General features: G+C 65.4%; 19 protein-coding genes. 8 read left to right on the forward strand and 11 right to left on the reverse strand.

What is annotated here, in order from left to right; genetic code table 11:
* Positions 1 to 72 precede the first annotated feature (72 nt).
* Together BSF38_RS05210 and BSF38_RS05215 are read right to left on the reverse strand one after the other, a co-directional pair.
* Positions 73 to 834: a Uma2 family endonuclease gene (locus tag BSF38_RS05210; protein ID WP_076343767.1), complete on the reverse strand. Its 762-nt coding sequence runs from the start codon at positions 832 to 834 to the stop codon at positions 73 to 75.
* A gap of 42 nt (positions 835 to 876) precedes the next feature.
* The gene (locus BSF38_RS05215) at positions 877 to 2319 is read right to left on the reverse strand and encodes a hypothetical protein (protein ID WP_168189312.1); all 1443 of its coding nucleotides are present in this window, start codon (positions 2317 to 2319) and stop codon (positions 877 to 879) included.
* Between the two features lie 313 nt (positions 2320 to 2632).
* Between BSF38_RS05215 and BSF38_RS05220 the strand changes: the two genes are divergently transcribed.
* The 3 genes from BSF38_RS05220 (at position 2633) to BSF38_RS05230 (ending at position 6516) form a co-directional block, all read left to right on the forward strand.
* Positions 2633 to 3706, forward strand: coding sequence for an FAD:protein FMN transferase (locus BSF38_RS05220; protein WP_076343769.1), 1074 nt, complete (start codon positions 2633 to 2635; stop codon positions 3704 to 3706).
* A gap of 174 nt (positions 3707 to 3880) precedes the next feature.
* On the forward strand, positions 3881 to 4909 hold the full coding sequence (locus BSF38_RS05225; protein ID WP_076343770.1) for a DoxX family protein: 1029 nt from the start codon (positions 3881 to 3883) through the stop codon (positions 4907 to 4909).
* A 53-nt stretch (positions 4910 to 4962) separates the two neighbouring features.
* Positions 4963 to 6516 (forward strand): Gfo/Idh/MocA family protein, encoded by a 1554-nt coding sequence (locus BSF38_RS05230; RefSeq protein ID WP_076343771.1) that lies wholly within the window; start codon positions 4963 to 4965, stop codon positions 6514 to 6516.
* A gap of 284 nt (positions 6517 to 6800) precedes the next feature.
* On the opposite strand, the gene BSF38_RS05235 is transcribed toward BSF38_RS05230, so the two are convergent.
* The 6 genes from BSF38_RS05235 to BSF38_RS05260 form a co-directional block, all read right to left on the reverse strand.
* Positions 6801 to 7319, reverse strand: coding sequence for a hypothetical protein (locus BSF38_RS05235; RefSeq protein ID WP_076343772.1), 519 nt, complete (start codon positions 7317 to 7319; stop codon positions 6801 to 6803).
* The gene (locus tag BSF38_RS05240; protein WP_168189313.1) at positions 7306 to 8037 is read right to left on the reverse strand and encodes a DUF5343 domain-containing protein; all 732 of its coding nucleotides are present in this window, start codon (positions 8035 to 8037) and stop codon (positions 7306 to 7308) included. The genes BSF38_RS05235 and BSF38_RS05240 overlap by 14 nt, the downstream gene beginning before the upstream one ends.
* Positions 8038 to 8330: 293 nt before the next feature.
* Positions 8331 to 8999: a LutC/YkgG family protein gene (locus tag BSF38_RS05245; RefSeq protein ID WP_076343774.1), complete on the reverse strand. Its 669-nt coding sequence runs from the start codon at positions 8997 to 8999 to the stop codon at positions 8331 to 8333.
* Entirely contained in the window at positions 8996 to 10480 is a 1485-nt protein-coding gene (locus BSF38_RS05250; RefSeq protein ID WP_083713756.1) for a LutB/LldF family L-lactate oxidation iron-sulfur protein, read from the reverse strand. Before BSF38_RS05250 ends, BSF38_RS05245 begins: the two co-directional genes overlap by 4 nt.
* Positions 10481 to 10512: 32 nt before the next feature.
* Complete coding sequence (locus BSF38_RS05255; protein ID WP_083712709.1) at positions 10513 to 11304, reverse strand: (Fe-S)-binding protein; 792 nt, start codon at positions 11302 to 11304, stop codon at positions 10513 to 10515.
* A 141-nt stretch (positions 11305 to 11445) separates the two neighbouring features.
* Complete coding sequence (locus BSF38_RS05260; protein WP_076343776.1) at positions 11446 to 12795, reverse strand: hemolysin family protein; 1350 nt, start codon at positions 12793 to 12795, stop codon at positions 11446 to 11448.
* Positions 12796 to 13083: 288 nt separating this feature from the next.
* Here BSF38_RS05260 and BSF38_RS05265 point away from each other — a divergent pair, with 288 nt between their 5' ends.
* The 3 genes from BSF38_RS05265 to BSF38_RS05275 are packed head-to-tail and all read left to right on the forward strand — an operon-like array spanning position 13084 to position 14679.
* Positions 13084 to 13698: a hypothetical protein gene (locus tag BSF38_RS05265; RefSeq protein WP_076343777.1), complete on the forward strand. Its 615-nt coding sequence runs from the start codon at positions 13084 to 13086 to the stop codon at positions 13696 to 13698.
* Positions 13685 to 14080 carry a transcriptional regulator gene (locus BSF38_RS05270; RefSeq protein ID WP_076343778.1) on the forward strand — a complete coding sequence of 132 codons (396 nt, stop codon included), beginning with the start codon at positions 13685 to 13687 and terminating at the stop codon, positions 14078 to 14080. Before BSF38_RS05265 ends, BSF38_RS05270 begins: the two co-directional genes overlap by 14 nt.
* Before the next feature lie 17 nt (positions 14081 to 14097).
* A complete protein-coding gene (locus BSF38_RS05275; RefSeq protein WP_076343779.1) occupies positions 14098 to 14679 on the forward strand; it encodes an Npun_F5749 family FMN-dependent PPOX-type flavoprotein in 582 nt (193 codons plus the stop codon).
* Here BSF38_RS05275 and BSF38_RS05280 read toward each other — a convergent pair.
* Together BSF38_RS05280 and BSF38_RS05285 are read right to left on the reverse strand one after the other, a co-directional pair.
* On the reverse strand, positions 14669 to 15748 hold the full coding sequence (locus BSF38_RS05280) for a heme-binding protein (protein ID WP_076343780.1): 1080 nt from the start codon (positions 15746 to 15748) through the stop codon (positions 14669 to 14671). The genes BSF38_RS05275 and BSF38_RS05280 overlap by 11 nt on opposite strands.
* 61 nt (positions 15749 to 15809) lie before the next feature.
* The gene (locus BSF38_RS05285; RefSeq protein ID WP_076343781.1) at positions 15810 to 17915 is read right to left on the reverse strand and encodes an alpha/beta fold hydrolase; all 2106 of its coding nucleotides are present in this window, start codon (positions 17913 to 17915) and stop codon (positions 15810 to 15812) included.
* Positions 17916 to 18134: 219 nt separating this feature from the next.
* Between BSF38_RS05285 and BSF38_RS05290 the strand changes: the two genes are divergently transcribed.
* Positions 18135 to 22550: an amidohydrolase family protein gene (locus tag BSF38_RS05290; protein WP_076343782.1), complete on the forward strand. Its 4416-nt coding sequence runs from the start codon at positions 18135 to 18137 to the stop codon at positions 22548 to 22550.
* 54 nt (positions 22551 to 22604) lie between these two features.
* Here the strand turns inward: BSF38_RS05290 and BSF38_RS05295 are convergent, their stop codons facing one another.
* Positions 22605 to 22949, reverse strand: coding sequence for a hypothetical protein (locus BSF38_RS05295; RefSeq protein WP_145951977.1), 345 nt, complete (start codon positions 22947 to 22949; stop codon positions 22605 to 22607).
* A gap of 1101 nt (positions 22950 to 24050) precedes the next feature.
* On the opposite strand from BSF38_RS05295, the gene BSF38_RS05300 reads away from it, so the two are divergent.
* Positions 24051 to 25199: an IS110 family RNA-guided transposase gene (locus tag BSF38_RS05300; protein WP_076343043.1), complete on the forward strand. Its 1149-nt coding sequence runs from the start codon at positions 24051 to 24053 to the stop codon at positions 25197 to 25199.
* Positions 25200 to 25241: the final 42 nt, after the last annotated feature.

The following is a 25241-nucleotide window of genomic DNA, read 5'->3' on the forward strand; positions in this document are numbered from 1 at the left end:
TCCAGCCGTCGATTGAGCCTCATCCAGGTCCGTCGCCGGCTCGTTCGTCGGCGGACCCGTCATTTCCTCCGTTCAGATGTCGATCCCCATCTCGCGCAGCTTCGCTGCCATCCGCGCGGCCTGCTCTCGCTCGCTCTCCAGCTCGCGGGCGATCTGATCGCGTTCCTGGATCGCGGTGTTGCGTTCCTGCTCGGCGGCATTGAGTTCTCGCTCGGCCGCGATGCGTTTCCGCTCGGCGGCGTCGCGCTCACGGGCGAAGGCGTCTCGCTGCGCGGCGATCTCGTCGAGGGTGAGGAACGGCGAGCCGTCCGGGTAGAGAATCCGCATGGGGCTCTCCGAGCAATCGAACCGGATTCCAAGAAGCGGGCTGGTCCAGTCTCTCATGTCGGGGATCTCGACGAGTTCGTCGTTGATCCGTTGATAGCCCCGCAATCCGTCGGTCTGGGGATCGTAGATGAGGTATTCCTGGACGCCGTGACGCTCATAGAACGCCAGCTTGGCACGCATCTCCGGGGGGCGGTTGCGATGCGACAGGACTTCGAAGACGACCTGGGGAGCGACGCCCCCCTCTTCCCACTGTTTGTAGGACGGACGGTGCCCCTTGGGACGGCCGAAGGCGACCATCGCGTCGGGCGCGGTGCAGATTTTGGGGGACCCTTCGACCGGATACCAGAGCAAGTCGCCGGCGATGAACACGTCGGGGCGGTCGCGGAACAACAGGTCGAGGTTGCCCTTGATCGTGACGATCCACTCAAACTGTAACGTGTTCTCTGCTATGGGCTTGCCATCACAATCAGGATAGATGACCGCCGTCCGCGAGCGCGCGCTGCTCATGGCCTGGCCTCCTCGATCGACAACCGTTACGAAGCTGGGGCCTCATGGCTCGTGACTCATCGGAATTGTACCCGAGAGCCGCTCTCCCGGCGATCGGGGAACGGCACCGGCGTCCCGGCGTCGAAACACGATCGACGCCGCGCCCCGATGCGCGACGGTCCATCCGGGGTCGTCCAGAAGTCGCCGGGCGAGCCCCCGGTCGGGCTTGATCCAGACGACGTCGATGCGTTCGCGGTCCCGGATCGCGTCCCATTCCGGACCGCCGCCGAGGGCCGCGACGTACTCCAGAACGGCCTTCACGCCGAAGAGTTCGAAGCGGTCGTCGATGAACGAGAGCCGTCGGTTTTTACATTCCGAGGCGATCAAGCCTCCCCAATCTTGCTCATGAAACAGCCGCTGGCGGTCGTCCTGCGCGTCGAGGACGGCGACCGCATCCAGCGGCCATTTCGTCGGGTCGGGCGAACCGAGCGGGATTCTCGCCGCGATTAAAACGAGCAATCCGACTGCTAAAGCCCATGGCCAGGCGGACCGGCCGGGTCGTTCGGTCCAGTCGGTCTTGAGCGACGTGGCGAGGCCGTCGAGCAGGCCGGCCATGACCGGGGCGACGGCCAGCGCGAAGAACGGCGCATTGCGGATCGAAGTCAACGCCAGGTGCAGCCAGACCAGGACGTGGACGAGACTGTAGCGGTCGATCTTCCGATTCGAGAGCGCGGGCAGGGCGATGAGCGCAAGGACCGCCATCTCCAGGACCCGCGCCTCCGGCTGACCGAACGGCGCGGATTTGTACTCGTCGATCAGGCCCGTGACGCCGCTCGTGAAGAGAAGCCTGGCGACGTGCCGATGAAGATCAAGGCCGTAAGGATTCACGAGCGAGGCCAGGCAACACGCCGCGAACGCCAGCGCGTACCCCCCAACGGTCGCGCGGCTCGCTCCTCCGCCCGACACAGCGCGTCCGACCCCCGCGCAGGCGACGATCAGCGGCAGGGCGACGAATCCACCGTGCAGGTTGGCCAGGACCGCCGTGAGCACCGGAACCCACGCGATCGCCCAGCCCCCCTGTTCGTACTGTTTACGGCAGAGCCGGAATGTCAGGTAGACGAACGCAAGCGTGAAGACGTGGGGGCGGATCAAGAAATGGATGCAGCCGATCGCGGCCGAGAGCAGCGCGACGACGACGGCCGCGACCGCCGACGCTCCGCCCTGGATCAGATCGCGCGTCAGCGAGGCGTACACCCAGGCCAGCCCGAGCGCCGTGAGGGCCGCCGCGCACGACCAGCCGGCGTGATCGACGACGACTGCCAGCAGGACGTCGAAACCCCACGATTGGTCGACCCAGGGCTCTTGAGATCGTGTGAACGTCAGCGCGTCGCAGCGCGGGGCCGAGGCCGTCGCCAGGATGTCGCGGCCCAGCCTCAGATGCCAGTACGTCCCCGGGTCGTTAAACAGGGCGTGGCGTCCACCCGCCAGGACGAGAACCAAAACCATCGCGAACACCACGTCGCTCGGTCCCGGAACCAGCCGTCTGCCTTGAACCATGCGATGCGGCATGACGTACCGTGAGGAAGAGATTGGTCGATCGTTTGATGCGGCCCTTCGTTTCGAAGCATAGAACGCGGGCCGAAGGTCGAAGGCGGCCGATCCGATCGCCCGACCTACCCGAACGGCGTCCGGGGATGGCTTTCCCGCGCCTTGACGGCTATTCGAGTCGACTGAAAATCCGATATATTCAGGGTGGCGCGTCTCCCTTGCGTCTTGTTCCGCCTTTTGTCTCGCCAACAATCGTCATGAAGGCCTCGTTGTGAAAGCACCTCGCAGCGGCGTGAACCGTCGCGATCTTCTGCGGCTTCGGCGGATGGGCGCGGCGATATCGCAGCCGGCGGCCGGGCTCGGCGGCGGCGAGGGTGCCTCGGGCCTGCCGGATCTGGTGCGCGTTCATCGCCCGGGCATGGGCTCGTACTTCGAGATCCGCCTCGGCGCGAAGACGCCTGGCGCGGTCGAGCTGGCCACACGCGCGCTCGATCTCGTCGACCGGCTGGAAGCCCAGCTCACGGTGTATTCCGAAGATTCCGAGGTCAGCCGGCTGAATCAGACCGCCCACCTGGGGCCGTTGGCCGTCGAGCCGGGGCTGTTCGCGCTGCTTGAGCAAGCATGCGAGCTGAGCCGGTCGACCGGAGGGGCGTACGACGTGACGTCCGGGGCGTTGTCGGAAGCCTGGGGGTTCGTCCGAGGGCCGAAACGCGTGCCGACTCCCGAAGTTCTGGCCGAGGCGCGGTCGAGGACCGGCTGGCGGCAGTTGCGGCTCGACCGAAACGCCCGCACGGTCGCGTTCGACGCGCCGGGGCTGCGAATCAACCTGGGGAGCATCGGCAAGGGATACGCGATCGACCGCGCGGTCGACGTGATCCGGGCGCACTGGTTCCCGACGTCGGCCCTGGTTCACGGCGGCCAGTCGAGCGTGTTCGCCCTCGGCTCACCCCCGGGACGGTTCGCGGGGCGTTGGGAGATCGCCTTGCGAAACCCGTTCGTCCCCGACAGTCCGCTGGGGGTGCTCCGGCTCCGGAACCGGGCGCTCGGCACGTCGGGCGGGGCGTTCCAGCGGTTCGAGGTCGACGGCCGGTCGTATGGCCACATCCTCGATCCGCGGACCGGCGAGCCGGCCGACGGCCCGGCCAGCGTGACGGTGCTGGCGCCCACGTCGGCCGAGGCCGATGCGCTCTCGACGGCCCTGTTCCTGCTTGGCGCCGAGGCGGCTCGCGAGCTGGCCGCGCGGCGTCCGGAGATCGGCGTCGTGATCGTCGAGGAGGGGGACGCCGATCGGTCGTGCCGCGTCATGGCCTTCGGACTCAATGAAGACGATTTCACGCCCGCGTAACTTGTGGTTAAATTGGATGGATCATGACCAACCGATGAAGACCCGCCATCCGGTCGAATCGCGACCGACGTTCGACGCCGTGAGGCGTCGCTCCCGCCGCCAGAAGAAAGGAGCCCTCCGCTGAACGCCTTCCGTCCCTATTACCCTGGGTTTCTCGGGGCCCTCTTCCTGGTCTTGCTTCGCATCGCCATCGGCTGGCACTTCCTCACCGAGGGGCTTGAAAAGTACGACTCGACGCTCCACGGCACGCAGCCGTTTTCGGCCGAGATCTATCTGCGAAATGCGAACGGGCCGTTCGCTCCCTATTTCCGGGGCATGCTGCCCGACGTCAACGGCCTGGCCTTGCTCGATCCGGACCGCCTCAAGGCCGGGTGGGCGGCCGAGGTCGAGCGGATCGGCCGTCATTACGACTTCGACGAGGAGCAGGAGATCCGGGCCAAGAAGCTCCTCGAAGAGAGCGAGACCTGGGCCGACTACTGGTTCAACAACCACGACAACGACGAGCTGCGGCGGAAATACTACCGCGACCTGGCCGCCGTCCAGGCGGTCGAGCGCAATCCCAAGGCGATGTCGTTCGAGCGCGAGCGCGCCTGGGAAGGACGCCGCACGGTCGACGTCGACCGCAGGACGGTCACTGGGCCGCTCGTCGCCCGGGGCAAGCAGCTCGAAGAGTGGGTCGTCGGGATCGCCACGGCCGAACAGAAGAACGCTCTGCTGTCGCGATTCGATTACGGCTTCATCAAGAGCGCCCTCGCGCCGCTGGGCCTTGACGACGACTTCGACGCCTGGCGCGTCCGTCGCGCCACGTACCATCCCCCGTCGACCACGCTGGATTTCGCCAATTCGCTGACGATGTACGGCCTGATCCTGATGGGCGCCTGTCTGATCCTGGGATTGTTCACGCCGTTCTCGTCGCTCTGCGCCGCGGCGTTCCTGGCGATGATTTACCTGTCGATGCCCCCCTGGCCGGGTACGCCTCCCAACCCCAAGGCCGAGGGGCACTACTGGATCGTCAACAAGAACCTGATCGAGCTGATCGCCTGCCTGTTGATCGCGTCGACGGCTTCGGGCCACTGGTTCGGTCTCGACGCCCTGTTCTTCGGCGCCCGCCGTCGCCGTCGGCTGGCCCGCCGATTCGGGCTCATCGACGACGCTGACGCGGCCTCGTCGACCAAGACGAAGCGCGACGTTCTAACGGTCTGAACCCGGTTCGAATTCTCGAGTCGACCCCGACTTTTCCATACAAGGAGCGACGGATGACCAATCTGACCCCCGAACAGCGCCTGATGGGCCGAGAGAACGCGGACCGGGCTCTTGGCGTCTCGCGACGCGACTGGCTGATCGCGGCGTCCGCGACCCCGGCGATCGCCGGCTACTACTTCGGCTACAAGGGCCTTGGCGAGAAGCCGCCGGTCAAGGCGGCGATCATCGGCACCGGCGACGAAGGCTGCCAGGCGATGATCCGGTTCCACAACCGCGACTACATGAACTTCGTCGGCTTCTGCGACATCCGGCCGACCCAGCAGGAACGCGCGGTCAAGGAGTTCACGAACCACAAGCAGTACTCCGAGGCCGACGTCCGCAAGCTCAAGCAGTACAAGTCCAAGGAGGAGATGTACAAGGACCCTGAGGTCGAGGTGGTCGTCATCGCCCTCCCCTTGTGGCTGCACGCGCCGGTCGCCATCGAGGCGATGAAGGCCGGCAAGCACGTCTTCACCGAGAAGCTGATGGCGCACTCGGTGGCCGAGTGCAAGGAGATGTGCCGGGTCGCCCGCGAGACCAACAAGCTGCTGGCCGTCGGCCACCAGCGCCATTACTCGGCCCTGTACGACAACGCCAACTTCCTGCTCTCCAGCGGCGTGCTCGGCGACGTCCGCCACATCCGCGCCCTCTGGCACCGCAACAACGCCCAGCCGCTCGTGGCCAAGGACAAGGACGGCCAGCCCCTCTACGATCCGGCGACCGGGCTTCCCCAGTACGTCCACGACGAGAAGGGGAACCTCGTCTATCGCGATAGCTGGAAGCGCCAGTATCCCGATAAGGACACGGGGATCGACTACGCGGCGTACGGCTACAAGAGCCTGGACGAGCTGATCAACTGGCGGCTCTACAAGCGCACCGGGGCCGGCATCATGGCCGAACTGGGGAGCCACCAGCTCGACGCCTGCTCGATCTTCCTCGGCAAGCAGCACCCGCTAGCCGTCACCGGCGTCGGCGGCACGTACTTCTACAAGGACGGTCGCGAGGCTGACGACCACGTCTTCACGATCTTCGAGTTCCCCGGCCAGACCGAGAAGGACAAGATCGTCGTCACCTACTCGTCGATCAACACGAACGCGTTCGACGGCTACGGCGAGATGGTCATGGGCTCGAAGGGGACGATGATCGTCGCCACGGAGAAGGAGATTCTTCTCTACAAGGAAGCCGGCGCGGCGTTCGCCTCGCGAACGACGAGCGTGACGGTCGACACGCAGAACAAGAAGCCGGTGCTCGAAACCAGCCCCAGCACCGCCGGCCCGAGCGCCGCGACGGCCATCGGCGCCCTGGCGACCGCCGACCCCTCGCGCGGTTATCGCGAGGAGCTGGAGCACTTCGCCTACTGCATCCGCCACGGCGACGCGTCCAACTACCACGCCGACAAGGACCACCAGCCGCGCTGCCGCGGCGAAGTCGCCCTCGCCGACGCCGTCATCGCGCTGACCACCAACATCGCCATGCACGAAAACCGCCGGATCGAGTTCGACCCCAAGTGGTTCGACTACACCTCCGACGCCGTCCCCGACGGCTCCGGCTCGATCGCCAAGGGCTGAGGAAGTTCCGACCATCGTGAACGGCGGCGGACAAGAAAGCGTCGTCCGCCGCCGTTAAATATAGATATCCAGGTAATCGTTTGTCCTACTCGAGCTACAGGACCTTAACTCATTGACTTGAGTCCGGTTGACCGAATGCTCAAGATTTCACGTAGAGTCAGCCTCCGTATCGCTTTCGTTGATGGCATATGCTTAGGTCAGTCGAGCTCCGATGGCAGATATGCCAAAAGGATGTTGTGGCGGAATGATAGAGAAAGTCCACTGCAGCACCCGCCAAGCCATCATCATTTGAGTTTTGATAGCAGCATAAGCTCTTGTACAGCAGTTCTTAGATCGTGCCTGATCTCGTCAATGTCTCCGCGTACAGCAATGAACCTTCGGTTGTGGGCTGATTTATCACCAATGTCCTTCAGTTTCGGCAAAGCTCTCTTCGTGTTTCGGCCCAGATTCCAGGAGGGCTCGGAGAGGGCTATTGAAATTAAATCACGTAAGTAAAGGAAATCGCCTTGTGGATTCTTGATTTTCTGTGCGATGGAGTGAGCTTCGAATGCCTCGATAATAAGGGTCTCAAGGAGTCTTCTTATCATCACTGCGCAAGAATCGTACCATCCATTTTCGTAACAGCCATTGATTTGGTAGACGATTTTTTCAATATAGGCTCTGGAGTTTTTTACCAATGCGTGGAAAACGACCATCTCACTCTTGGGCGGACAGCCCTCGGAGGGTGGGATCCACTCTTTCGGTGCGGCCTCTTGAAGTTTTCTGGCAAGTCCGAGGGCGCTTTGGAGATTATCCGCGTTCACTTACATCGCCCCTATTGTATAGATGCTTGGCCATGCTAGAGAAGATCTGGTCAATCTGATCGGGAGTGGCATCGGATGAGATGTGAACCTGAATGTTCAAGTGAATGTCGGGCTGACGGGAGTGCCGGGGCTTCTGTTCGGTGAGAGTATTGACGTGAGCCTCCCGAGCTGTCTCCGTGTCGGGTTGGTGGTCTTTCACGCCTGCTTTGCCAGTTGTGTTTTTCTTAAGTGCCCCGTTTTTCGTCGTCTTGGTAGATTGTTCTTTGTTGTTGTCGCTTGCTTTGCCCTTGCTCAAGTCCGCCTCACAGAGCGTGATGTAGAATGCGGAGTATTTGCGAATCAGTGCCTCCCCTCCTCCCGTGTGGTTGGCAAACCACCTTCCGATCTGAACGCGATCCACATTCTCATCAGATCCAATGTCACGTAGTTCTTCGGGATACACGCGATCAAGTATGATTTTGCAAACCTGAGTATATTGCGCGTCGTCCCGCCACTTCCTCGCCAAATCGGTTGGTTTTCCGCTTTCATCAATCAGCCCAGTCGTTCGGAGACTCGGAATGATATTGGCCTGAGCTGATTGTTCAGTCATCGCCAGCACGGTCGATAGATAGTTTGCGCTAACGGTCCCTGGGATGGATCTGCGAAATCTATCCCGTAGGATCCACCAATGTTTAACCGGCAGAACCGGGAATGATCGTGGAACTAGCACGTCGGCCATCGCTCTGCACCTCTGAGTAAGTGACTGCGGCACGGTCCGAATTTACAGGCACGTTAAGTCTGCATCGCCAAGGACTGGTGTGGCACTACGCCGCGTATCATCGCTTCGAACTCTGCAAGGATTTAAACAATCCGCCACGGGTTGAGAGTGACACGGCCCTTGGATGCTATTATGCAGCTGCAAGGGGGCGCATCGCAACGGCTCAAAACCAGAAAAGACGACAGGATGGGTACACGGCCTCATGCCGGAAATGCATTCGTACCCATGTCGTTCGCATGGCGGGCAGGCTCCGCCTAATCTGGATCATGCTCTTGCGACATCACCACGATTACCTCAAGAGTGCGCGGGCCGTGGACGCCTTCGACGCGGTTGAGTTCGATATCGGAGGTGGCCGACGGTCCCGAGATGAACGTGATCGGGCGATCGGGGGACGCGGCGGCGGCTTGAAGTTTGGCGACCGCTTCGGGGACGAGGCCGACGACCTGGTGCTCGAAGATCACACAGAGGTGGTAGTCGGGCAGGAGCGTGATCGCGCGGCGGCCCTGGCCGGGGCCGCTGTCGAGGACGACGGTCCCCGTCTGGGCGATCCCCAGGGCGCAGGCGGTCAGGACGCCGTCGCTGTGTTCGAGCTGGTCGATGGTCAGGCCCGGCTCGCGGACGAGCGTCAAGCCGGCCGGCACCCAACCTTCGGGGAGGTCGGCCGGGATCACGAGCTTTTGAATCCCCTGCGCGGCGCACGATTCGGCGATGGCGCGCGGCAGGTCGTCGGCGGTCGTCGTCTTCACCTTTGCCCGGTATTCGCCCACGCGTTCGATGAACTGGTGGATCATCGCGGCGCGCGGCGACGGGTCGATCGTGAGGTACGACCGCTCGACCTTCACGTCTTCGGGTTTCTCGGCGGTGGGAACGTCCTTCAGGGCCGTGCGAATGCGGCCGAGGATGGTTTCTCGCGACTGGCTCACGGACGGGTCTCCTCGCGCGGGGGAAGCTTGGGTTCGGGCTTGCGATCGCGCCACCATTCGCGGAAGGTCTGCTGGGCCACGGGGTAGACGTCGCGGACGGCCGTCCAGCCGCCGAGGTATCCCGGCAGGCTCTCGATCATCCCGTGCTTCACCATCAGCCGCTGGCCGAACCGCCCGAGCTTCTGCATCCGCTCGTAGCGCTTGGGCGATGCGAAAACCTTGCCGAGCGTCTTCATCGCCATCGCCTCGGGGGCGAGCCGGCCGCTCATCGACTCTTGTTTATGCCTGACGACCTCGCCGCGCAGGTGGACGAGGACTTCCGGGATATTGATCTTCACCGGGCAGACGTCGTAACACGCGCCGCAGAGCGACGAGGCGTACGGCAGCGAGCCGGCGTTATGGACGCCCACGAGCTGGGGCGTCAGGATGGCGCCGATCGGTCCGGGATAAACTGAGTTGTATGCATGGCCGCCCGTCCGTTCGTAGACCGGGCAGATGTTGAGGCAGGCCGAGCAGCGGATGCAGTAGAGCGCCTGACGGCCGACCTGGTCGGCCAGCACCTGGGTCCGGCCGTTGTCCAGGAGGACCAGGTGGAACTCGTCGGGGCCGTCGCCATCGGGGGCGACGCCCGTCCAGAACGACGTGTACGGGTTCATCCGCTCGGCGGTGCTCGAGCGCGGCAGGGTCTGGAGATAGACTTCCAGGTCTTGCCAGGTCGGCACGAGCTTCTCGATCCCCATGACGGAGATCAAGACGCGTGGGAGGGTCAGGCACATCCGGCCGTTGCCTTCCGACTCGACGATGCAGATCGTGCCGCTCTCGGCGACGCCGAAGTTCGCCCCGCTGATCGCGACCGGGACGTTCAGGAACTTCTTCCGCAAGTGCGTCCGGGCGGCGGCGGCGAGGTCGCGGGGCTCGTCGGTCAGGCCCTCGGTGTTTTCGAGCCGGCGGCGGAACAGCTCGCGGATCTCGGCCCGGTTCTTGTGGATGGCAGGGACGAGGATGTGCGACGACCGCTCGCCGGCGAGCTGAATGATCAGCTCGGCGAGGTCGGTCTCATAAGCGGTCACGCCGACTTCCGCGAGCGCCTCGTTGAGGCCCAGCTCGTCGGTCGTCAGCGACTTGATCTTGACCACCTCGTTCGCGCCGTGGCCCTTGACGAGGCCGGTGATGATCTGGTTCGCCTCGGCGGCGTCGGCCGCCCAGTGGACGTGTCCGCCGGCCCGCGTGACGGCCTTTTCCAGCTCGACGAGGTAGTGGTCGAGATGGCGGAGCGTGCGCTCCTTGATCGCCCGGCCGGCTTCGCGGAGGGCTTCCCAGTCGGGCATCTCCTCGACGGCCTTGGCCCGCTTGGCGCGGATGGTCGTCGTGGCCTTGCCCATGTTGTGGCGAAGCTGGACGTCGCCCAGCGACAGCCGCGCGGCGTCCTGGAACGGAAAGGCCGGCCCGTGCGTCGGCAGCGGGTCGACGTCGCGCGACATCAGTTCGGCGTTGGTGGTGGGGAAGCGCCGATTCATGAGCGTTCGGTCCTTTCGGCGGTCGCCGCCGCTGCCGCGATGCCGTCGCCTTCCATCCCCTGCTCCGTCGTGGCCAGGATCTCGGCGATGTGGATCGGGTTGACCCCGGCGCGCTGGCGGTGCAGGCCGCCGCCGATGTGCATGAGGCACGAGTTGTCGGCCGACGCGCAGTATTCGGCGCCGGTGTCGAGCACGCAGCGGATCTTGTCGGAGAGCATCGCGATCGACGTGTCGGCGTTCTTGACGGCGAACGTGCCGCCGAACCCGCAACACTCCTCGGCGCTCGGAAGCTCGACCAGGTCGATCCCCCGCACCTTGCGGAGCAGCCGTTGCGGCGCGTCGCCGATCCGGAGCATCCGCAGCGAGTGGCAGGTCGGATGGAACGTCACCCGGTGCGGGAAGTACGCGCCGACGTCATCGATCTTCAGCTTATGCACCAGGAACGTCGTCAGCTCGAACACGCGCGGAATCAGGGCGGCGACGTCGCGCTGAAGCTTCTCGTCGCCGAGTTCGGCCGCGACCTTGGGGTAGACCTCGTGAACCATGCTGACGCACGAGGCCGACGGCGACACGACGGCCTCGGAATCGCCGAAGACCTCGACGAAATGGCGGATCAGCGGGATCGCTTCACGATGGTAACCCGTGTTGTAGTGCATCTGACCGCAACACGTCTGGTCCATCGGGAAGTCGACCGTGCAGCCGAGCCGATCGAGCAGGCTCACGACGGCCTTGCCCGTGCCGGGGAACAACGTATCATTAAAGCATGTAATGAACAAAGAAACGCGCATTATGCGACGGCCTCGAACGGACCCGCGTCGGCCGGGTGGGGGGAAGGCTCGTTACGGCGAGCCGGAAGGCTGACCGGGAATCCCGCGAGTCGCTACGGCTCGATTATAGCCGATGCGGGCCCGCGCGGCACGGGCGATCGCTCAAGGGTTCTCGGCGGATCGTCGTTCGAACGACGCCTCGTCGGGCTTGAGCGGTTCGATGCGGATCTTGCGGACGCGGGTGGGATCGGCCCGGACGACGGTGAGCCGGTGGCCGCTCAGGTCGACGTAGTCGCCGGGGTGGGCGAGCCGGCCGAGGAGGTCGAGGATCAGCCCGCCGGTCGTCTCGGCGTCGGTCTCGGGGATTTCGAGGCCGACGGTCTCGGCCAGTCGGTCGAGCGGGCACGACGCTTCGACCTCGAAGACGCCGTCGCCCAGCGGCGTGACGTCGGGCGTCTCGCGGTCGAACTCGTCCTGGATCGGCCCGACCAGCTCTTCGAGCACGTTTTCGAGCGTCACCATGCCGACGACGCTGCCGTACTCGTCGAGCAGCATGGCGAGGTGGACGCGATTGCGCTGGAATTCCAGCAAGAGCTGGTCGAGACGCAGCGTGACCGGCAGGTACGGCGCCTTGCGGGCGAGCTGGCGGAGGTCGATCCGGCCGTTGTGGCCGTTGCCGCTGCGGAAGACGTCCTTGACGTGGATCATGCCGATGACCGACGTCAGATCGTCCTCGCAGAGCGGAAACCGCGTATGGCCGGCCTGACGCGCCAGCCGGAGGTTCTCTTCGAGCGGCCGGGCCAGGCTGAGATAGACGATGTCGGGCCGAGGGATCATCACCCGTCGCGCGGTCTTCTCTTCGAGATTCAGGACGTTCTCGATCATGATCCGTTCGCTGCGGGAGAGGTGTCCCCCTTCGACGCTCTCGGCGAGGATGTGCTTGAGTTCCTCTTCCGTGTGCGACACCTCTTCGGCGTTGGTCGATCCGAGCCCCACCAGCACGAGCGTCAGATTGCTCGCGGTGTTCAAGAGCCAGATGACCGGCCAGAAAACGTAGGCCAGCAGAACCAGCGGCGGTGCGGTGATGAGCGCCACGATCTTCGACGCGCGGATCGCCAGGCTCTTGGGGGCCTGCTCGCCGAGCGCCATGTGCAAGAACGTCACCAGGCTCAGCGAGGCGATCGGCACGAGACCGATCGAGATCCCCCAGACGGCGACCCGCGCGTGCCCCACGCCGATCAGGCTGAGCGCGTTCGCGACCACGGGGTCGACCCAGACCTCGATCGCCCGCCCGAGCGCCAGGCTCGCGACCGTGATGCCGATCTGGGAGGCTGAGAGATAGAGGTCGAGCTTGTCCAGGGCCTTGCTGGTGAGCTTCGCAGCCCAGTTGCCCTGCTCCGCGAGTTGCTCGATCTGGCTGGTCCGGACCTTGACCAGAGCGAACTCGGCGGCGACGAAATAGGCGTTGATCAGGATCAAGCCGGAGATGATGAAAAAATGTGACGTGTCCATGACGGACGTAAACGCTTCCTCCGCTCGACCATGCTTCGTCCAAACCGACAGCCCCGAACCCCGGGGATTCTAACCGATCGCCGCCCCGATGACACTCCCGAAATCCGTGCCGGGGAAGGTCCTAGACGCGGCGCCGGCCCGGTTCGCCGTCGAAAGTTCACCGGCAGCTTGACGGCCGACCGCCTCTTGCTTTACGCTGCAAAGCACAGGCTCGCGTCCCGTCGCGTCGGCGAGGGGACGTCGGGGGGGTTTTGGTTCGGTGGGCGGGCGGCCGTGGAGAGGGCTTGAATGGAGCTTCAAGAAGCCTTGACGCAGATCACCGAGATCCGCCTCCAGATGGCGCGGACGGAGGTGTTTCGCGGCTACCGGGCGGTGCCGGCGGCGTTTTCCGGGGCCTTAGCCCTGGCCGCGGCAGCGATTCAGGCGCTGGTGATCGTCGAGCCGCTGCAACACACCGGGGCCTATCTGAGCCTCTGGATCGGTTCGGCGGTGGTCAGCGGGGCGTCGGCGGTGATGGAGATGGTGATCCGGGCGCGGTACGCGCGGTCGCCGTTTACCCGCGAGCTGACGGCGCTGGCGATGGAGCAGTTCTTCCCGTGTCTGGCCGCCGGCGGGCTGGTCACGCTGGTGATCGTGCAAGCCGCGCCCGCGAGCATCTGGATGCTGCCAGGGCTCTGGCAGGTGTTCTACAGCCTGGGGATCTTCGCGACCTGCCGGCTGCTGCCCCGATCGATGTCGGCCGTGGCGGTCTTTTACGCCTTGAGCGGCCTGGCCACGCTGACCTTGGCGCAGGGGGACCGGGCGCTCAGTCCCCTAGCGATGGGCATCCCGTTCGGCGTCGGGCAGCTTCTCGCCGCCGCCGTGCTCTACCGCACGCTGGAGCGTAACCATGACGCCGCCTAAACCGAAACACGACGAACCGACCGGCCGCTATGCGTACGAGGGCCTGGAGCGGATTTTCCACGAGAAGGCGCGGCTGGGGATCATGACCTCGCTGGTGACCCACTCGCGCGGGCTGATCTTCTCGGACCTCAAGGAGCTTTGCCAGCTTACCGACGGCAACCTCAGCCGCCACCTCCAGATCCTTCACGAGGCGGGCTTCGTCGAGATCTGGAAGGGGTTCCACAAGAACCGCCCGCAGACGCTTTGTCGCGTCACCGACGGCGGCCGTCGGCGGTTCCTTGAATACATCAACGTCCTTGAAACAGTCGTTCAAGACGCGCTCAAGGCGGCCGGGAGCGCCGCGCCGAATTCCAATCTCGCCGAGGGCTGGTCGCCCGTCTGACCGGAGGCGTTACGAAGATGCCGGATGAACTGTGGCGGCCCTCGCTCGATCTGGCGCTGCATCGGAACCGCCGATCGCCCCAGTTGCGGTTCGTCCAGCTTGCGACGGTCCGACTCGACGGCCGTCCCGCGATCCGGACCGTCGTGTTCCGAGGCTTCCTCGGCGAGTCGCGGACGCTGCTCTTCACGACCGACGCCCGAAGCGCCAAGCGGGCCGAGATCGAGCACAAGCCGGACGCCGAGATCTGCTGGTACTTTCCCGAGACCCGCGAACAGTTCCGGTTGTCCGGCGTCGTCCGCCTGGTCGACTGCTCGACGGCCGATGCGAGCCTCCGCGAAGCTCGTTGTGAAACCTGGCAGGCGCTCTCTGAAGCCACTCGATTGAGCTTCACCTGGCCCGCTCCGGGCGAGCCGCGCGATGCTCGGATCGCCTTCTCGACGATCCCGCCGGACCCCGATACGCCGCTGGATCACTTCGCGCTGATGGTCTTCTCGGCGCGCGAGGTCGACCACCTCGAAATCGACGGCGATCCCCAGCACCGCTGGAAATACTTCGCCGATGAGCGCGGCCGCTGGTCGGGGATCGAAGTCAATCCTTGACCGCGTTCGACGGCGGTTCGTCCTTCTTCTTCTCTCCCTTCGAAGGCTCGGGCGAGGCGAGTTGTTTGAGGAAGGCGTCGATTCCCGCGCGGGCGACCTCGGCGTCTTGCTCGCCGGTGCCGCCGCCGACTCCGACGCCGCCGATCACCTGGCCGTCGATGATGACGGGCTCGCCGCCACGGAGTGTGGTGATTTTGCCGCCGCTGGCGGTCGCGGCGTTTTGCATGCCGATGTTCAGGATCGGGTCGGGGTTGGCCGCGCCGGCCGGGATCGGACCGGTCGGCTGGCGGAACGTGGCGGCGGTGACCGCCTTGGTGATCGCCGTGTAGCCGCTCGCCGGCCGCGCTCCGTTCATCCGGTCGAAGCTCAGCAGGTGGCCGCCGTCGTCGACGACCGCGATGTTCGATTTCAGGTTCATCGCCGCCGCTTGCCGCTCGGCCGCCTCGACGATCGCCCGCGCGCCTTCGAGCGTCAGCTTGACCTGGTTGCGAGCGACGAGGGCCGATGGGGGATGCTCGGCCTTGATCGCGACGACCGGGCCGACGTCATCGACGGGGGCCTCGATCGCCGGCAACTTCTTTTCGGCCTTGGCGGTCGCGACGGCCGCTCCGATCACGGCGACCCCTTCGCGGAGGCCGCGATCGAAATCGTTCTTGCGAAAGCCCTCGGTGAACGCCGTGCGGACGCCGTGGAGCGTTTCGCGCGAGAAGGCGTCGTGAAACTGGCGCGAGGCCAGAACTTCGATCTTCATCTCCTTCTTGGCGACCAGGATGAAGATCCCCTTGATGGCTGATCGCCGGGCCATGCGGATCGCGGCCTCGTCGATCGCCTCGCCGTTCAGGTTGGCGACGGTCTCGACGACGGCGACCACGCCCGACTCGCGGGCGAATTTGCGGAGCGACTCACCGGCCTGACGGACCGAGTCTTCGGAAAACATCCCGGCCGCGTCGCGAACACCGGCCGTCGCCGGCCGCTCCACGAGCCGCTCTTGCGCAATCGCCGCCGTCGCGATCGAGAACGTGATCGCCTGGACGGCCAGAAGGATTCGGGGTATGGCTCGCGAAGTCATCAAGGCCGGCTCCTGGGGTCGTTGAGAATCGAATCGAGCGATCGCGGTCTGGGCGTTCGGGTCAGGGCCGGCGCTGGGCGACCATCCAGTCGATCAGGTCGGGATCGTTGTACGCCCGGTTCCAGCTCAGGTGGCCGACGCCCCGGAACTCTGTGTAACCGGGATGCGCGCCCGTCGCGCGGAGGGCTTCGATCAGGGTCCGCATCCCAAGATGGACGCGCGGCGAATCGGCGTCGCCGACGTAGCCCCGGATCGGCAGGTTCTTGAACTTCTCGACGTCCTCGACCTTTCCTGGACCGCAGACCAGCACGACGGCCGCGAACTTCTCCGGATACTTCGCCGCCAGGCTCAACGATCCCATGCCGCCCATCGACAGGCCGGTGACGATCACCCGTTTCGGGTCGACCTTGTAAGTCGAGGACACGGCGTCGAGGGCCTTGAGCGCGGCCTTGGCGTCGTCGGAATCGGCTTTCCAGGTCTCACGAGCCTGGGGGAAGACGACGACGGCCGGAACGCCCCCCGGGCGATGGACGATCGCCGGGCCGAAACCGACCTGCGAGGGAATCTTGCCGTCGTTCCCGCGCTCGCCTCCGCCGTGCAGGAAGAGGATCGCCGGGTACGTCTTGCTCGCGTCGTAGTTCTCGGGGACGTAAACCGTGTACTTGTACGGGCCCTTCTCCGTGTCGACGCTCTGAAGGTGGAAGCCGGGCGACTTTGCGTCGGCTTCATCGGGCGACGGCACGCGCTGGATCTGGATGTCCTTGAACTGGACCTCCATCGGGGGGCCGCCGTGGACCTGGACGGCGATCAGGCCGTCGCGAGCGACGCCGGGGTCGGTCTCGCGATACTCGACGGCCAGGGCGCCGTTCAGGTGGATCGTGATCTTGTCGCCGAAGGCGCGGACGACGTAGCGGTTCCAGCCGTCTTTGTTGAGCTTCTTCAGGGCGTCTTCCGAGCCCTTGACGAGCGTCTTGTTGCGCCGGGATTCGTCGTACAGGCTGGCCCAGTAGCCTTCGCCGATATCGGCCTGGTAGCCCGACATCTCGGTTCCCGGCACGCGGACGCTGCGGAACTGGACGCCGCTGTTGCCCGAGCCGTTGATCAGGCGGAACGAGAGGGATAGGACGAAATCGCGATACGGTTCCTTGAACGCCAGAAACTCGTTGTGGTCGAGCCCGTTCGACTTGCCGACGAGCAGGCCGTCGCGGACCGCCCAGACCGACGTATCGCCTTCCCAGCCGGTCAGGTCCTTGCCGTTGAACATCGGCGTATAGCCGGCCGTCTCGACGACCGGGGGCTCGCCACCGAGCCTGCGCAGCCAGTTGGTGATGATCGTCGCGGTATACGTCCCCCCCAGGTTTCCGGGCGTTCCCGGCGTGGAGGAATAGCTGCCGTCCGAGTGTCGGCAGCGGGCGATGAAACCGAGCAGGCGGTCGACGTCGGGCTTCTCTTTGAGCATGAAGAGCGCCCGCATGACGCGGTAGCTGCTGCCAAGGTCGGACGGTCCGCCGTTCTTCGACCAGCCGCCGTCGGCCTGCTGTCCGGCCTTGATCGCGGCGACCGCCATCTCGGAGTTTTGGAGCGTGGCGCCGGTGCGTAGCACGGTGGCGGCGTAGGTCCCCGCGTTAAACGCCGCGTCCGCGCCGCCGCCGAAACCGCCGTCGGGCTGTCGGAGCTTGTGGAACGGCTCCAGCCACCGCTCGAAGTCGGGTGATTTGGCACCGACGGCTTCGAGAGCCGCGATCGCCAGCCGAACCTCCTCGAACGCCTTGGAGTTGTCGTGGAAGTAGGCGATCGCGGAGTCGATCATCTTCTGATCGGCGATTTTGAGTTCGGCCGCCGCCATGAGGCCGGACGAGGTCGTCAGCGAGTCGGGCTTGCCGCCCGGCGTCTGGGCGAAGCCGCCGCCTTCGACCTGGCACGACTTCACGAACTTGATGCACCCGATCACGTCAGGGACCGAGCCGCCGACGTAGTGGAGAATCCGGAGCGCCGTGCTCGTCGAACCGAGCGACGAGGGCTGTCCGGCCGCCGCTCCGAAGCCGCCGTCCTTGTTCTGGAGGGCCGCCACGTAGGCCGCGGTCTGGGCGAAATCGGCCGGCGATTGCGCCCGGGCGAAGGTGCCGCAGACGAGGCCGACGGCGAGGGTTGCAATCAAGCGTCTCATGGTGCGCAGGCTCCCGTTGGAAATCTCGACGGAGGATCGAGCCCGCGGGACGCCGGCGACCCTCTTTGGTCCTCAGTCTGCCACGCCCTCAAGGTCTCGGCAACCACCTAGTCGGCGTCGAATGGAATCGTTCGGCCGGAACGGATAAGATCCTGGATAAGCAGAGATCCATCACTGTCTCTCGCAATCTTCGATCAACATCCCCGGCGAGGTCCTCTGATGAACAGCGCGTTTCTTGGGCCGGCGACCGAACGCCTCGAATTTCGGAAGTCGGCCCTCTCAGCGACACTTCGGCTTGTTCTGGCCGCGGCGCTGTTCGGTCTGGTTCCGACCCGCCAGGCCGACGCCGCCGAGGATGCGGGGGGCGGCCCGGAGTTTCCGACCGCTTTCGCGGTCAAGGACGCCAGGCTCGTCGTCGCGCCCGGGAAGGTCGTCGAGAATGGCGTGCTGGTCATTCGCGACGGACGGATCGAAGCGGCCGGCGCGTCGAAGGACGTGACGATTCCCTACGACGCCGAGGTGATCGACGGCAAGGGCCTGGTCGTCTATCCCGGCTTCATCGACCTGTACACGACGGCCGGTCAGAAGTCGGGCGTCGAGCGTTCGGCGACGGGTCGAGGCGAGCAGGTCCAGCTCTCCGAACCGACTGTCGCCGCGACCCCCGCCGACAACCGCAAGGGGCTGACGCCCGAGTTCGAGACGGCCTCCGCCCTCGACCTGAACGACGGTTTCGCCGAGCCCCGCCGCCGGCTGGGTTTCACCGACCTGCTCTCGGCGCCGTCGGGCGCGATCGCCACCGGCCAGAGCGCCCTGGTCAGCCTGAGCGGCCAGCCGCGCCGCGAGGCGCTCATCAAGTCGCCCATCGCGCTGCACATTCACCTCGCTCCTCCCAACGAGCCCGCGTCGTCTTCCGCCGACTCCCCCGCCCCGGGCCGTCGCCGGGGCTCCTCGCGCGGGCCTGGGCCGACCGAGAGCCCCTTTCCATCGGTCTTGATGGGGTCGATCTCCCATCTCCGGCAGGCGATGAGCGACGCCGAGCATCACCACCAACTGCTCGAATACGAGAAGGCCGGCGGCGCGGTCCGCGCCGGATTCGACCCCTCGCTCGAAACCCTCTGGAAGGCGCGCACCAGGGCGCTGCCCGTCTGGTGGCAGGCCGACACCCGCGATGAGATCCACCGGGCGCTCGACCTGGCGAAGGAATTCGGCGCGTCGGCCGTGATCGTCGGCGGTCGCGAAGCCTACAAGGTCGTCGACCGGCTGAAGGCGGAAAAGGTCGCCGTCGTCCTTCGCCTCGATTTCCCCGAAGAGCCCAAGGTCCCGACCGAGGAAGAGTACCGCAAAAAGTCGGACATCGACCGTGACGAGCCGCTGAAGGTGCTCGCCGATCGCCGGGACACATGGAAGGCGCAGGTCGCCTCCGCCGCCAGCCTGGCGAAAGCCGGAGTTCCCTTCGCCCTGGGGACCGAGGGGGTGGAGAAGCTTGATAACGTGCCCGCCCAGGTGCGGGCGTTGATCGCCGCGGGCCTGACCGCCGACCAGGCGCTCGATGGACTCACGCGCGGGGCCGCGATCCTCGTCGGCCTCGAAAACCGTCTGGGAACCCTCGACGTCGGCAAACTCGCCCACGTCGTCGTCTTCTCGGCCCCGTTCCACGACGTGAAGGCCAAGGTAAAGTACGTCTTCGTCGACGGCCGGAAATTCGAGGTCAAGCAGTCCGAGCCCGGCGCCGGCCGCGCCGGCGGACGCCGAGGACAAGCCGGGGATGCACCGAAACCCGGCGAGGAGAAAGCCAAGGACGCCGAACCCGACAAGAAGGAAGAACCGAGCAAACCGGACGCCGAGAAAAAGCCCGAGGCTGAGAAGAAGCCGGACGCGGAGAAGAAACCGGATGCCGAAAAGAAGCCGGACGCCGAGAAGAAGCCGGACGCTGAGAAGAAGTCCGAAGCCAAGCCGAAGAAGGAGGACGTCAAGCCCGAGCCGTTCCACGACCTGGCGACGGAGTTCGACGCCGACCGGCGGCCGGCGATCAAGACGGGCGGAAGCGTGCTCATCAAGGACGCCGTGATTCTGACCGTGACCAAGGGGACGATCCCCAAGGGGTCGATTCTCATCGAGAACGGCAAGATCCGGGCGATCGGACCGGACGTGAAGGCCGCGCCCGAGGTCCCGGTGATCGATGCCTCGGGCCTGGTCGCCATGCCTGGGATCATCGACACGCACTCGCATATCGCCGTTCAGGGGGGCGTGAACGAGATCAGCCTGTCGGTCGTGCCCGACGTCGGGATCAAGGACGTGATCACGGGCGACGACGTGTCGATCTACCGCGCCGCGGCTGGCGGCACGACGACGGCCCGCGTCCTCCACGGGTCGGCCAACACGATCGGCGGCCAGGACGCCGTCATCAAGATGCGATACGGGCAGCCCGGCCGCGATTTGATCCTCAGAGACGGTCCGCAGGGGGTGAAATTCGCTCTCGGAGAGAACGTGACCCGCGTTTCGGGCCGGTTCCCCAACACGCGGATGGGCGTCGAGCTGGTCATCACGCAGGCCTTCGAGGAAGCCCGGACCTATCAGTCGACCTGGAAGGCGTACAACGACAAGATCGCCAAGCTGGGGGCCGAAAAGGCCGGGCCGCCGCCGCGCCGTGATTTCCGGCTCGAAGCCCTGGCGCGGATGCTCGAAGGCTCGATCAAGGTCCACAGCCATTGCTACCGGGCCGACGAGATCATCATGCTGCTGCGGACCGCCGAGAAGTTCGGCGTTCGGGTTCAGTCGTTGCAGCACGTCCTGGAAGGCTACAAGGTCGCGCCCGAGATCGCCGCCCACGGCGCGAGCGCGTCGACGTTCTCCGACTGGTGGGCTTACAAGGTCGAGGCGTTCGACGCGATCCCGTTCAACGCGGCGCTTCTGTCCCGCGCCGGCGTCAATGTTTGCATCAACAGCGACAGCGAAGAGCTGATCCGCCACCTCAACATCGAAGCCGCCAAGATGGTCAAGTACGGCGGCGCGACCGAGGACCAGGCGCTCGCGATGATCACGATCAACCCCGCCCGCGAGCTGGGGCGCGAGGATCGGATCGGCTCGCTGGAGGTCGGCAAGGACGGCGACGTGGCCCTGTTCAACGGCCATCCGTTCGACGGCTTCTCTCGTTGCGAGCTGACCCTGATCGACGGCGAAGTCTACTTCCAGCGGCCCCAGGTCGACGGCAAGTTCGCCGTCCGGCCCGGCGACCACGCCAAGATGCCGCAACCGGCCGAGGCGGCCCGAGGGCGCAAGCTGGATGTCGCGTCCCAGCCCAAACAGCACTACGCGCTGGTCGGGGCGACGCTGCATCCGGTCAGCGGCCCGACGATCGAGAACGGTGTGCTCGTCGTGGCGGAAGGCAAGATCGCCCTGATCGGTCCCGCCGGGACGCCGATCCCGCCCGAGGCCCAGACGCTCGACCTCAAGGGGCTCGACGTCTGGCCCGGCATGATCGACGCCGGCACGGACCTCGGCCTCTCCGAGATCGGCAGCCTCAACGTGACGCGAGACCACGCCGAGATCGGCCACTATCAGCCCGAACTGCTCACGAGCACCGCGCTCCGGGCCGACAGCGTGCATATCCCCGTGACCCGCGCCAACGGGATTCTCTCCGCCCTGGTCGAACCGAACGGCGGCTTGATCTCGGGACGGGCGAGCCTGATCAACCTCCGGGGCTGGGTGCCTCGCGAGATGGTGGCGATCGACCCGGCGGGCCTGTCCGTCTCGATTCCAGGCTACACCATCCGCCGCCCGGGCCAGGGCGGAAACGCCGGCCAGACCGACCCGAATGCCGAGCGCAAGGAACGGATTGAGTCGCTCAAGGAAGAGTTCCGCAAGGCGAGCCGCTACGCCGAGGTCGTCGCCAGGGCGCGCGAGAAGGGTGAAGCCGGGCCGAAGCCCGACCTGCGGCTGGAGGCCCTGGCGCCCTACTCTCGGGGCGAGAAGCTGGTTCTGCTGCACGCCGAGAACCGCGTGGAGATCCTTGACGCCTTGGCCTTCGCCCGCGACTTGAAGCTCAAGGCGGTTCTCACCGGGGCGTTGGAGGCGTGGAAGGCGGTCGACGAGATCAAGAAGTCCGGGATGGCGGTGATCGTCGGCGGCACGCTCCACGCGCGGTTCCGCGAGCACGACCCGTACGACGCGGGCTTCGCTAACCCCGCCCGGCTGCACGCGGCGGGAATTCCGTTCGCCATCCGTTCCAAGGACGGAGGCTTCTCACCGGCGACCAACGGCCGGAATCTGCCTTACGAGGCGGCTGCGGCCGTCGCCTTCGGTCTGCCGGCGGACGTGGCGCTCAAGGCTGTCACGCTCGCTCCAGCGCAGATCCTGGGGGTCGGCGATCAGCTCGGCTCGCTCGAAGCCGGCAAGCGCGCCAACCTGGTCGTCACCGCCGGCGACATCCTTCAACCGACGACCGAGGTCCTCGGCCTATTCATCGATGGCAAGCCCCTCACGCCCGAGAGTCGCCACACCCGGCTGTTCGCCGAGTACGGCCGACGGCTCGACGAGGTGAAGGCCGGAACCGCCCCCCTGGGCCTCGAACGCCCGGCCGGCAAGACGGGGACCGTTTCAGAGCGAATCGCGGGACGATCAAGCGGCGCGAACTGAGACGCGGCGGACTCGACCGGCTCGCGCGGGCCGGTCAGGCGGGGCCGGAGGATTTCAAGCCAGCGAGGCAGCCACCGGGCCCCGGAACGCGGGCTTTCCCGAGGCTGCGGCCTCGGAGTGGATTTCGTGCGATCTTCGGCCGGCGGGAGCCCGTGCAATCAAGCCGTCGACGATCGCATCGAGACGGTCGCCGTGCTCGGCCTCGCAGAGATACTCCTCGACGCCCATCCGGAACAGAATGGTCGCCTGTTCCGTTGAGTAGCCGTTCACCATGACCAGTACGGGCGCCGGCCGCGGACTGACGGAGTTGGCCCAGAGCAAAAGGTCGAACTGCTCGTAGGAAAATTCCTCGCCGTCAACATGGACGACGATCAACTGCGGCTCGACGACTTCGAGCAAGCGCCCGGCCTCTTCCATGGACTCGGCCACGATGAGCCTCCTCTGGCCCATCGCGTGCAAGACCGGACGCATGCCGACCAACCACTCGGATCGGCGCGTGATCGTAAGAATCGTCATGTTTCGCATGCTTGGGTAATTCCTCATGGGCTCAGACGTCGTCCTTGAAGCGTGACCCATTCCACGTATCGACGCGGCTTCGCGTTGGATCTCAACATCATCTCGGGGGGGGCCGGCCTCGAGTCTGTTGAGAAGAACCGCGAAACGCGCTGTGCGACGACAGTGGACTTCGGAAAAGTAGTGCAAGGCTAATCATCGGCGTCATTCTTACAACTGAGAACTTAGAAGAAGAATCGCTTCGAGGAGGCCTAATTCTTTTTAAGACGAGCGGCGGGAGATACTTAAAATGAGGTATGTGAGGATTTTGTGAGCTAGCCTGAGGGCCTGTATGTATTTTTTTCAAGAGTAAGCGAAAGGGCCGAAACGGGTGACGAGCCGAAACGTGATGTGGTTTTTCGGAATCATTCCTCATAATTCGGGGATGCTGGCAAGGGTGCTTGGTGGAGCTGGCGGACGCGCGGAAAGAGCTCTCCACGATCTCGATCGCAGTTCGGTAGTAAACTGATAATGGAGGATTCTTGAAGTCGTCCGGCGTCTTTGGCAAACCGCCTGTTGGATTGGATGAGAAGGGGACGAGGCCCTTCGGCCACGCGCCGACGGCTCGCGAAAACCGCGCGAAGGAACCCAATTCGTGGTGGGTGGTAGGCGGCCGGGAGTGGGACAAGCCGGGCCCGGGCCTCCCGCGGTTCACGAAAACCGCGCGAAGGAACGGTCATGAGCCTTTGGCTCAACCCGTCCCATGAAAATGGGGTCGGGTTGGGTTATGCTGCGGATGTCCGGCCCTGGGCGAGAGGCCGTCATTGGCTTTGGTGTCGCGAACCCGCGAAGGAACTTGGTCCCGGCCTCGGCTCGACTTCATGTCGAACCCCGTCCTGTCGCCCCCCGGAAGCGGGGGAGCACGTAGAAGAAACTGCTTTACGCCCCGAGGTCGTCCCACCGGCTCGGACTGCTTCGTTTCCGACCACTCGAGTTGGAGGGGACGTCATGGACATCGTTCACGATCGCTGCGCCGGGCTCGACGTCCACAAGAAGACCGTCGTCGCCTGCGTCCGCCACATCAACCCCGACGGCTCGGTCGCCTCGGTGGTCCACACCTTCGGCACGATGACCGCCGACCTGCTGGCCCTGGCCGACTGGCTCGACGCCCACGGCGTCCGCGAGGTCGCCATGGAGAGCACGGGCGTCTACTGGAAGCCGATCTTCCACATCCTGGAAGGGCGATTCGACGTGATGCTGGTCAACGCCGGGCGGCTCAAGCAGGTCCCCGGCCGCAAGACCGACGTCAAGGACGCCGAGTGGATCGCCCAGTTGCTCCAGCACGGCCTGCTGTCGCCCAGCTTCATCCCCAAGCCGGAGATCCGCGAGCTTCGCGACCTGACCCGGCAGCGCACCGAGTTGGTCCGCGACCGCGCCGCGGTGGCCAATCGCCTCCAGAAGACGCTGGAGGACGCCAACGTCAAGCTGGGGTCGGTGGCCAGCGACGTCCTGGGGGCCTCGGGGCGCGCCATGATCCGGGCGATCATCGACGGCCAGGACGACCCGGAGAAGCTGGCCGATCTGGCCAAGCAGCGGCTCCGGGGCAAGATCCCCGAGCTGAGGCGGGCGCTGTTGGGCCGGGTCACCGACCACCACCGCTTCGTGCTCCGGCTGCTGACGGATCAGATCGACGCGTTGGAACGCCTGATCGAGCGGCTGGACGAGCGGATCGACGAGGCCATGAGGCCGTTCGACGAGGCGGCGGGCCGGCTCCAGGGGATCCCCGGAGTGGGGGATCGGGCGGCGGAGGTGATCGTGGGGGAGATCGGGCCGGACGTGGAGTCGTTCCCGACCGCGGGCCACCTCTGCTCCTGGGCGGGGCTGTGCCCGGGCAACGACCAAAGCGCCGGCAAACGCCGCAGCGGCAAGACGACCAAGGGGAGTCCGTGGCTGCGTTCGCTCCTGGTGCAGTCGGCGTGGTCGGCCAGCCACGCCAAGAACACCGCCTTCAGCATCTGCTACCGTCGATGGGTCCCACGACTCGGGAAAAAGAAGGCTCTGATCGCCGTGGCGCACAAGATCCTGGTGGTGATCTGGCACCTGCTCAAGAACGGGGCCGACTACCGCGAACGCCAACTACCAGCCCCTGCAGCCTGACACATGGCCCGGAAGATTTTCAGAAGAACCCAATTCTCGGGG

It is taken from the genome of Paludisphaera borealis, assembly GCF_001956985.1.
GTDB classification, from domain to species: domain Bacteria; phylum Planctomycetota; class Planctomycetia; order Isosphaerales; family Isosphaeraceae; genus Paludisphaera; species Paludisphaera borealis.

Coding starts and splice junctions, on each gene's coding strand:
- BSF38_RS05210 (WP_076343767.1), bottom strand. CDS start 834: ATGAGCAGCGCGCGCTCGCGGACGGCGGTCATCTATCCTGATTGTGAT.
- BSF38_RS05215 (WP_168189312.1), bottom strand. CDS start 2,319: ATGGTTTTGGTTCTCGTCCTGGCGGGTGGACGCCACGCCCTGTTTAAC.
- BSF38_RS05230 (WP_076343771.1), top strand. CDS start 4,963: ATGACCAATCTGACCCCCGAACAGCGCCTGATGGGCCGAGAGAACGCG.
- BSF38_RS05240 (WP_168189313.1), bottom strand. CDS start 8,037: ATGGCCGACGTGCTAGTTCCACGATCATTCCCGGTTCTGCCGGTTAAA.
- BSF38_RS05250 (WP_083713756.1), bottom strand. CDS start 10,480: ATGTCGCGCGACGTCGACCCGCTGCCGACGCACGGGCCGGCCTTTCCG.
- BSF38_RS05255 (WP_083712709.1), bottom strand. CDS start 11,304: ATGCGCGTTTCTTTGTTCATTACATGCTTTAATGATACGTTGTTCCCC.
- BSF38_RS05260 (WP_076343776.1), bottom strand. CDS start 12,795: ATGGACACGTCACATTTTTTCATCATCTCCGGCTTGATCCTGATCAAC.
- BSF38_RS05265 (WP_076343777.1), top strand. CDS start 13,084: ATGGAGCTTCAAGAAGCCTTGACGCAGATCACCGAGATCCGCCTCCAG.
- BSF38_RS05270 (WP_076343778.1), top strand. CDS start 13,685: ATGACGCCGCCTAAACCGAAACACGACGAACCGACCGGCCGCTATGCG.
- BSF38_RS05275 (WP_076343779.1), top strand. CDS start 14,098: ATGCCGGATGAACTGTGGCGGCCCTCGCTCGATCTGGCGCTGCATCGG.
- BSF38_RS05280 (WP_076343780.1), bottom strand. CDS start 15,748: ATGACTTCGCGAGCCATACCCCGAATCCTTCTGGCCGTCCAGGCGATC.
- BSF38_RS05285 (WP_076343781.1), bottom strand. CDS start 17,915: ATGAGACGCTTGATTGCAACCCTCGCCGTCGGCCTCGTCTGCGGCACC.
- BSF38_RS05290 (WP_076343782.1), top strand. CDS start 18,135: ATGAACAGCGCGTTTCTTGGGCCGGCGACCGAACGCCTCGAATTTCGG.
- BSF38_RS05300 (WP_076343043.1), top strand. CDS start 24,051: ATGGACATCGTTCACGATCGCTGCGCCGGGCTCGACGTCCACAAGAAG.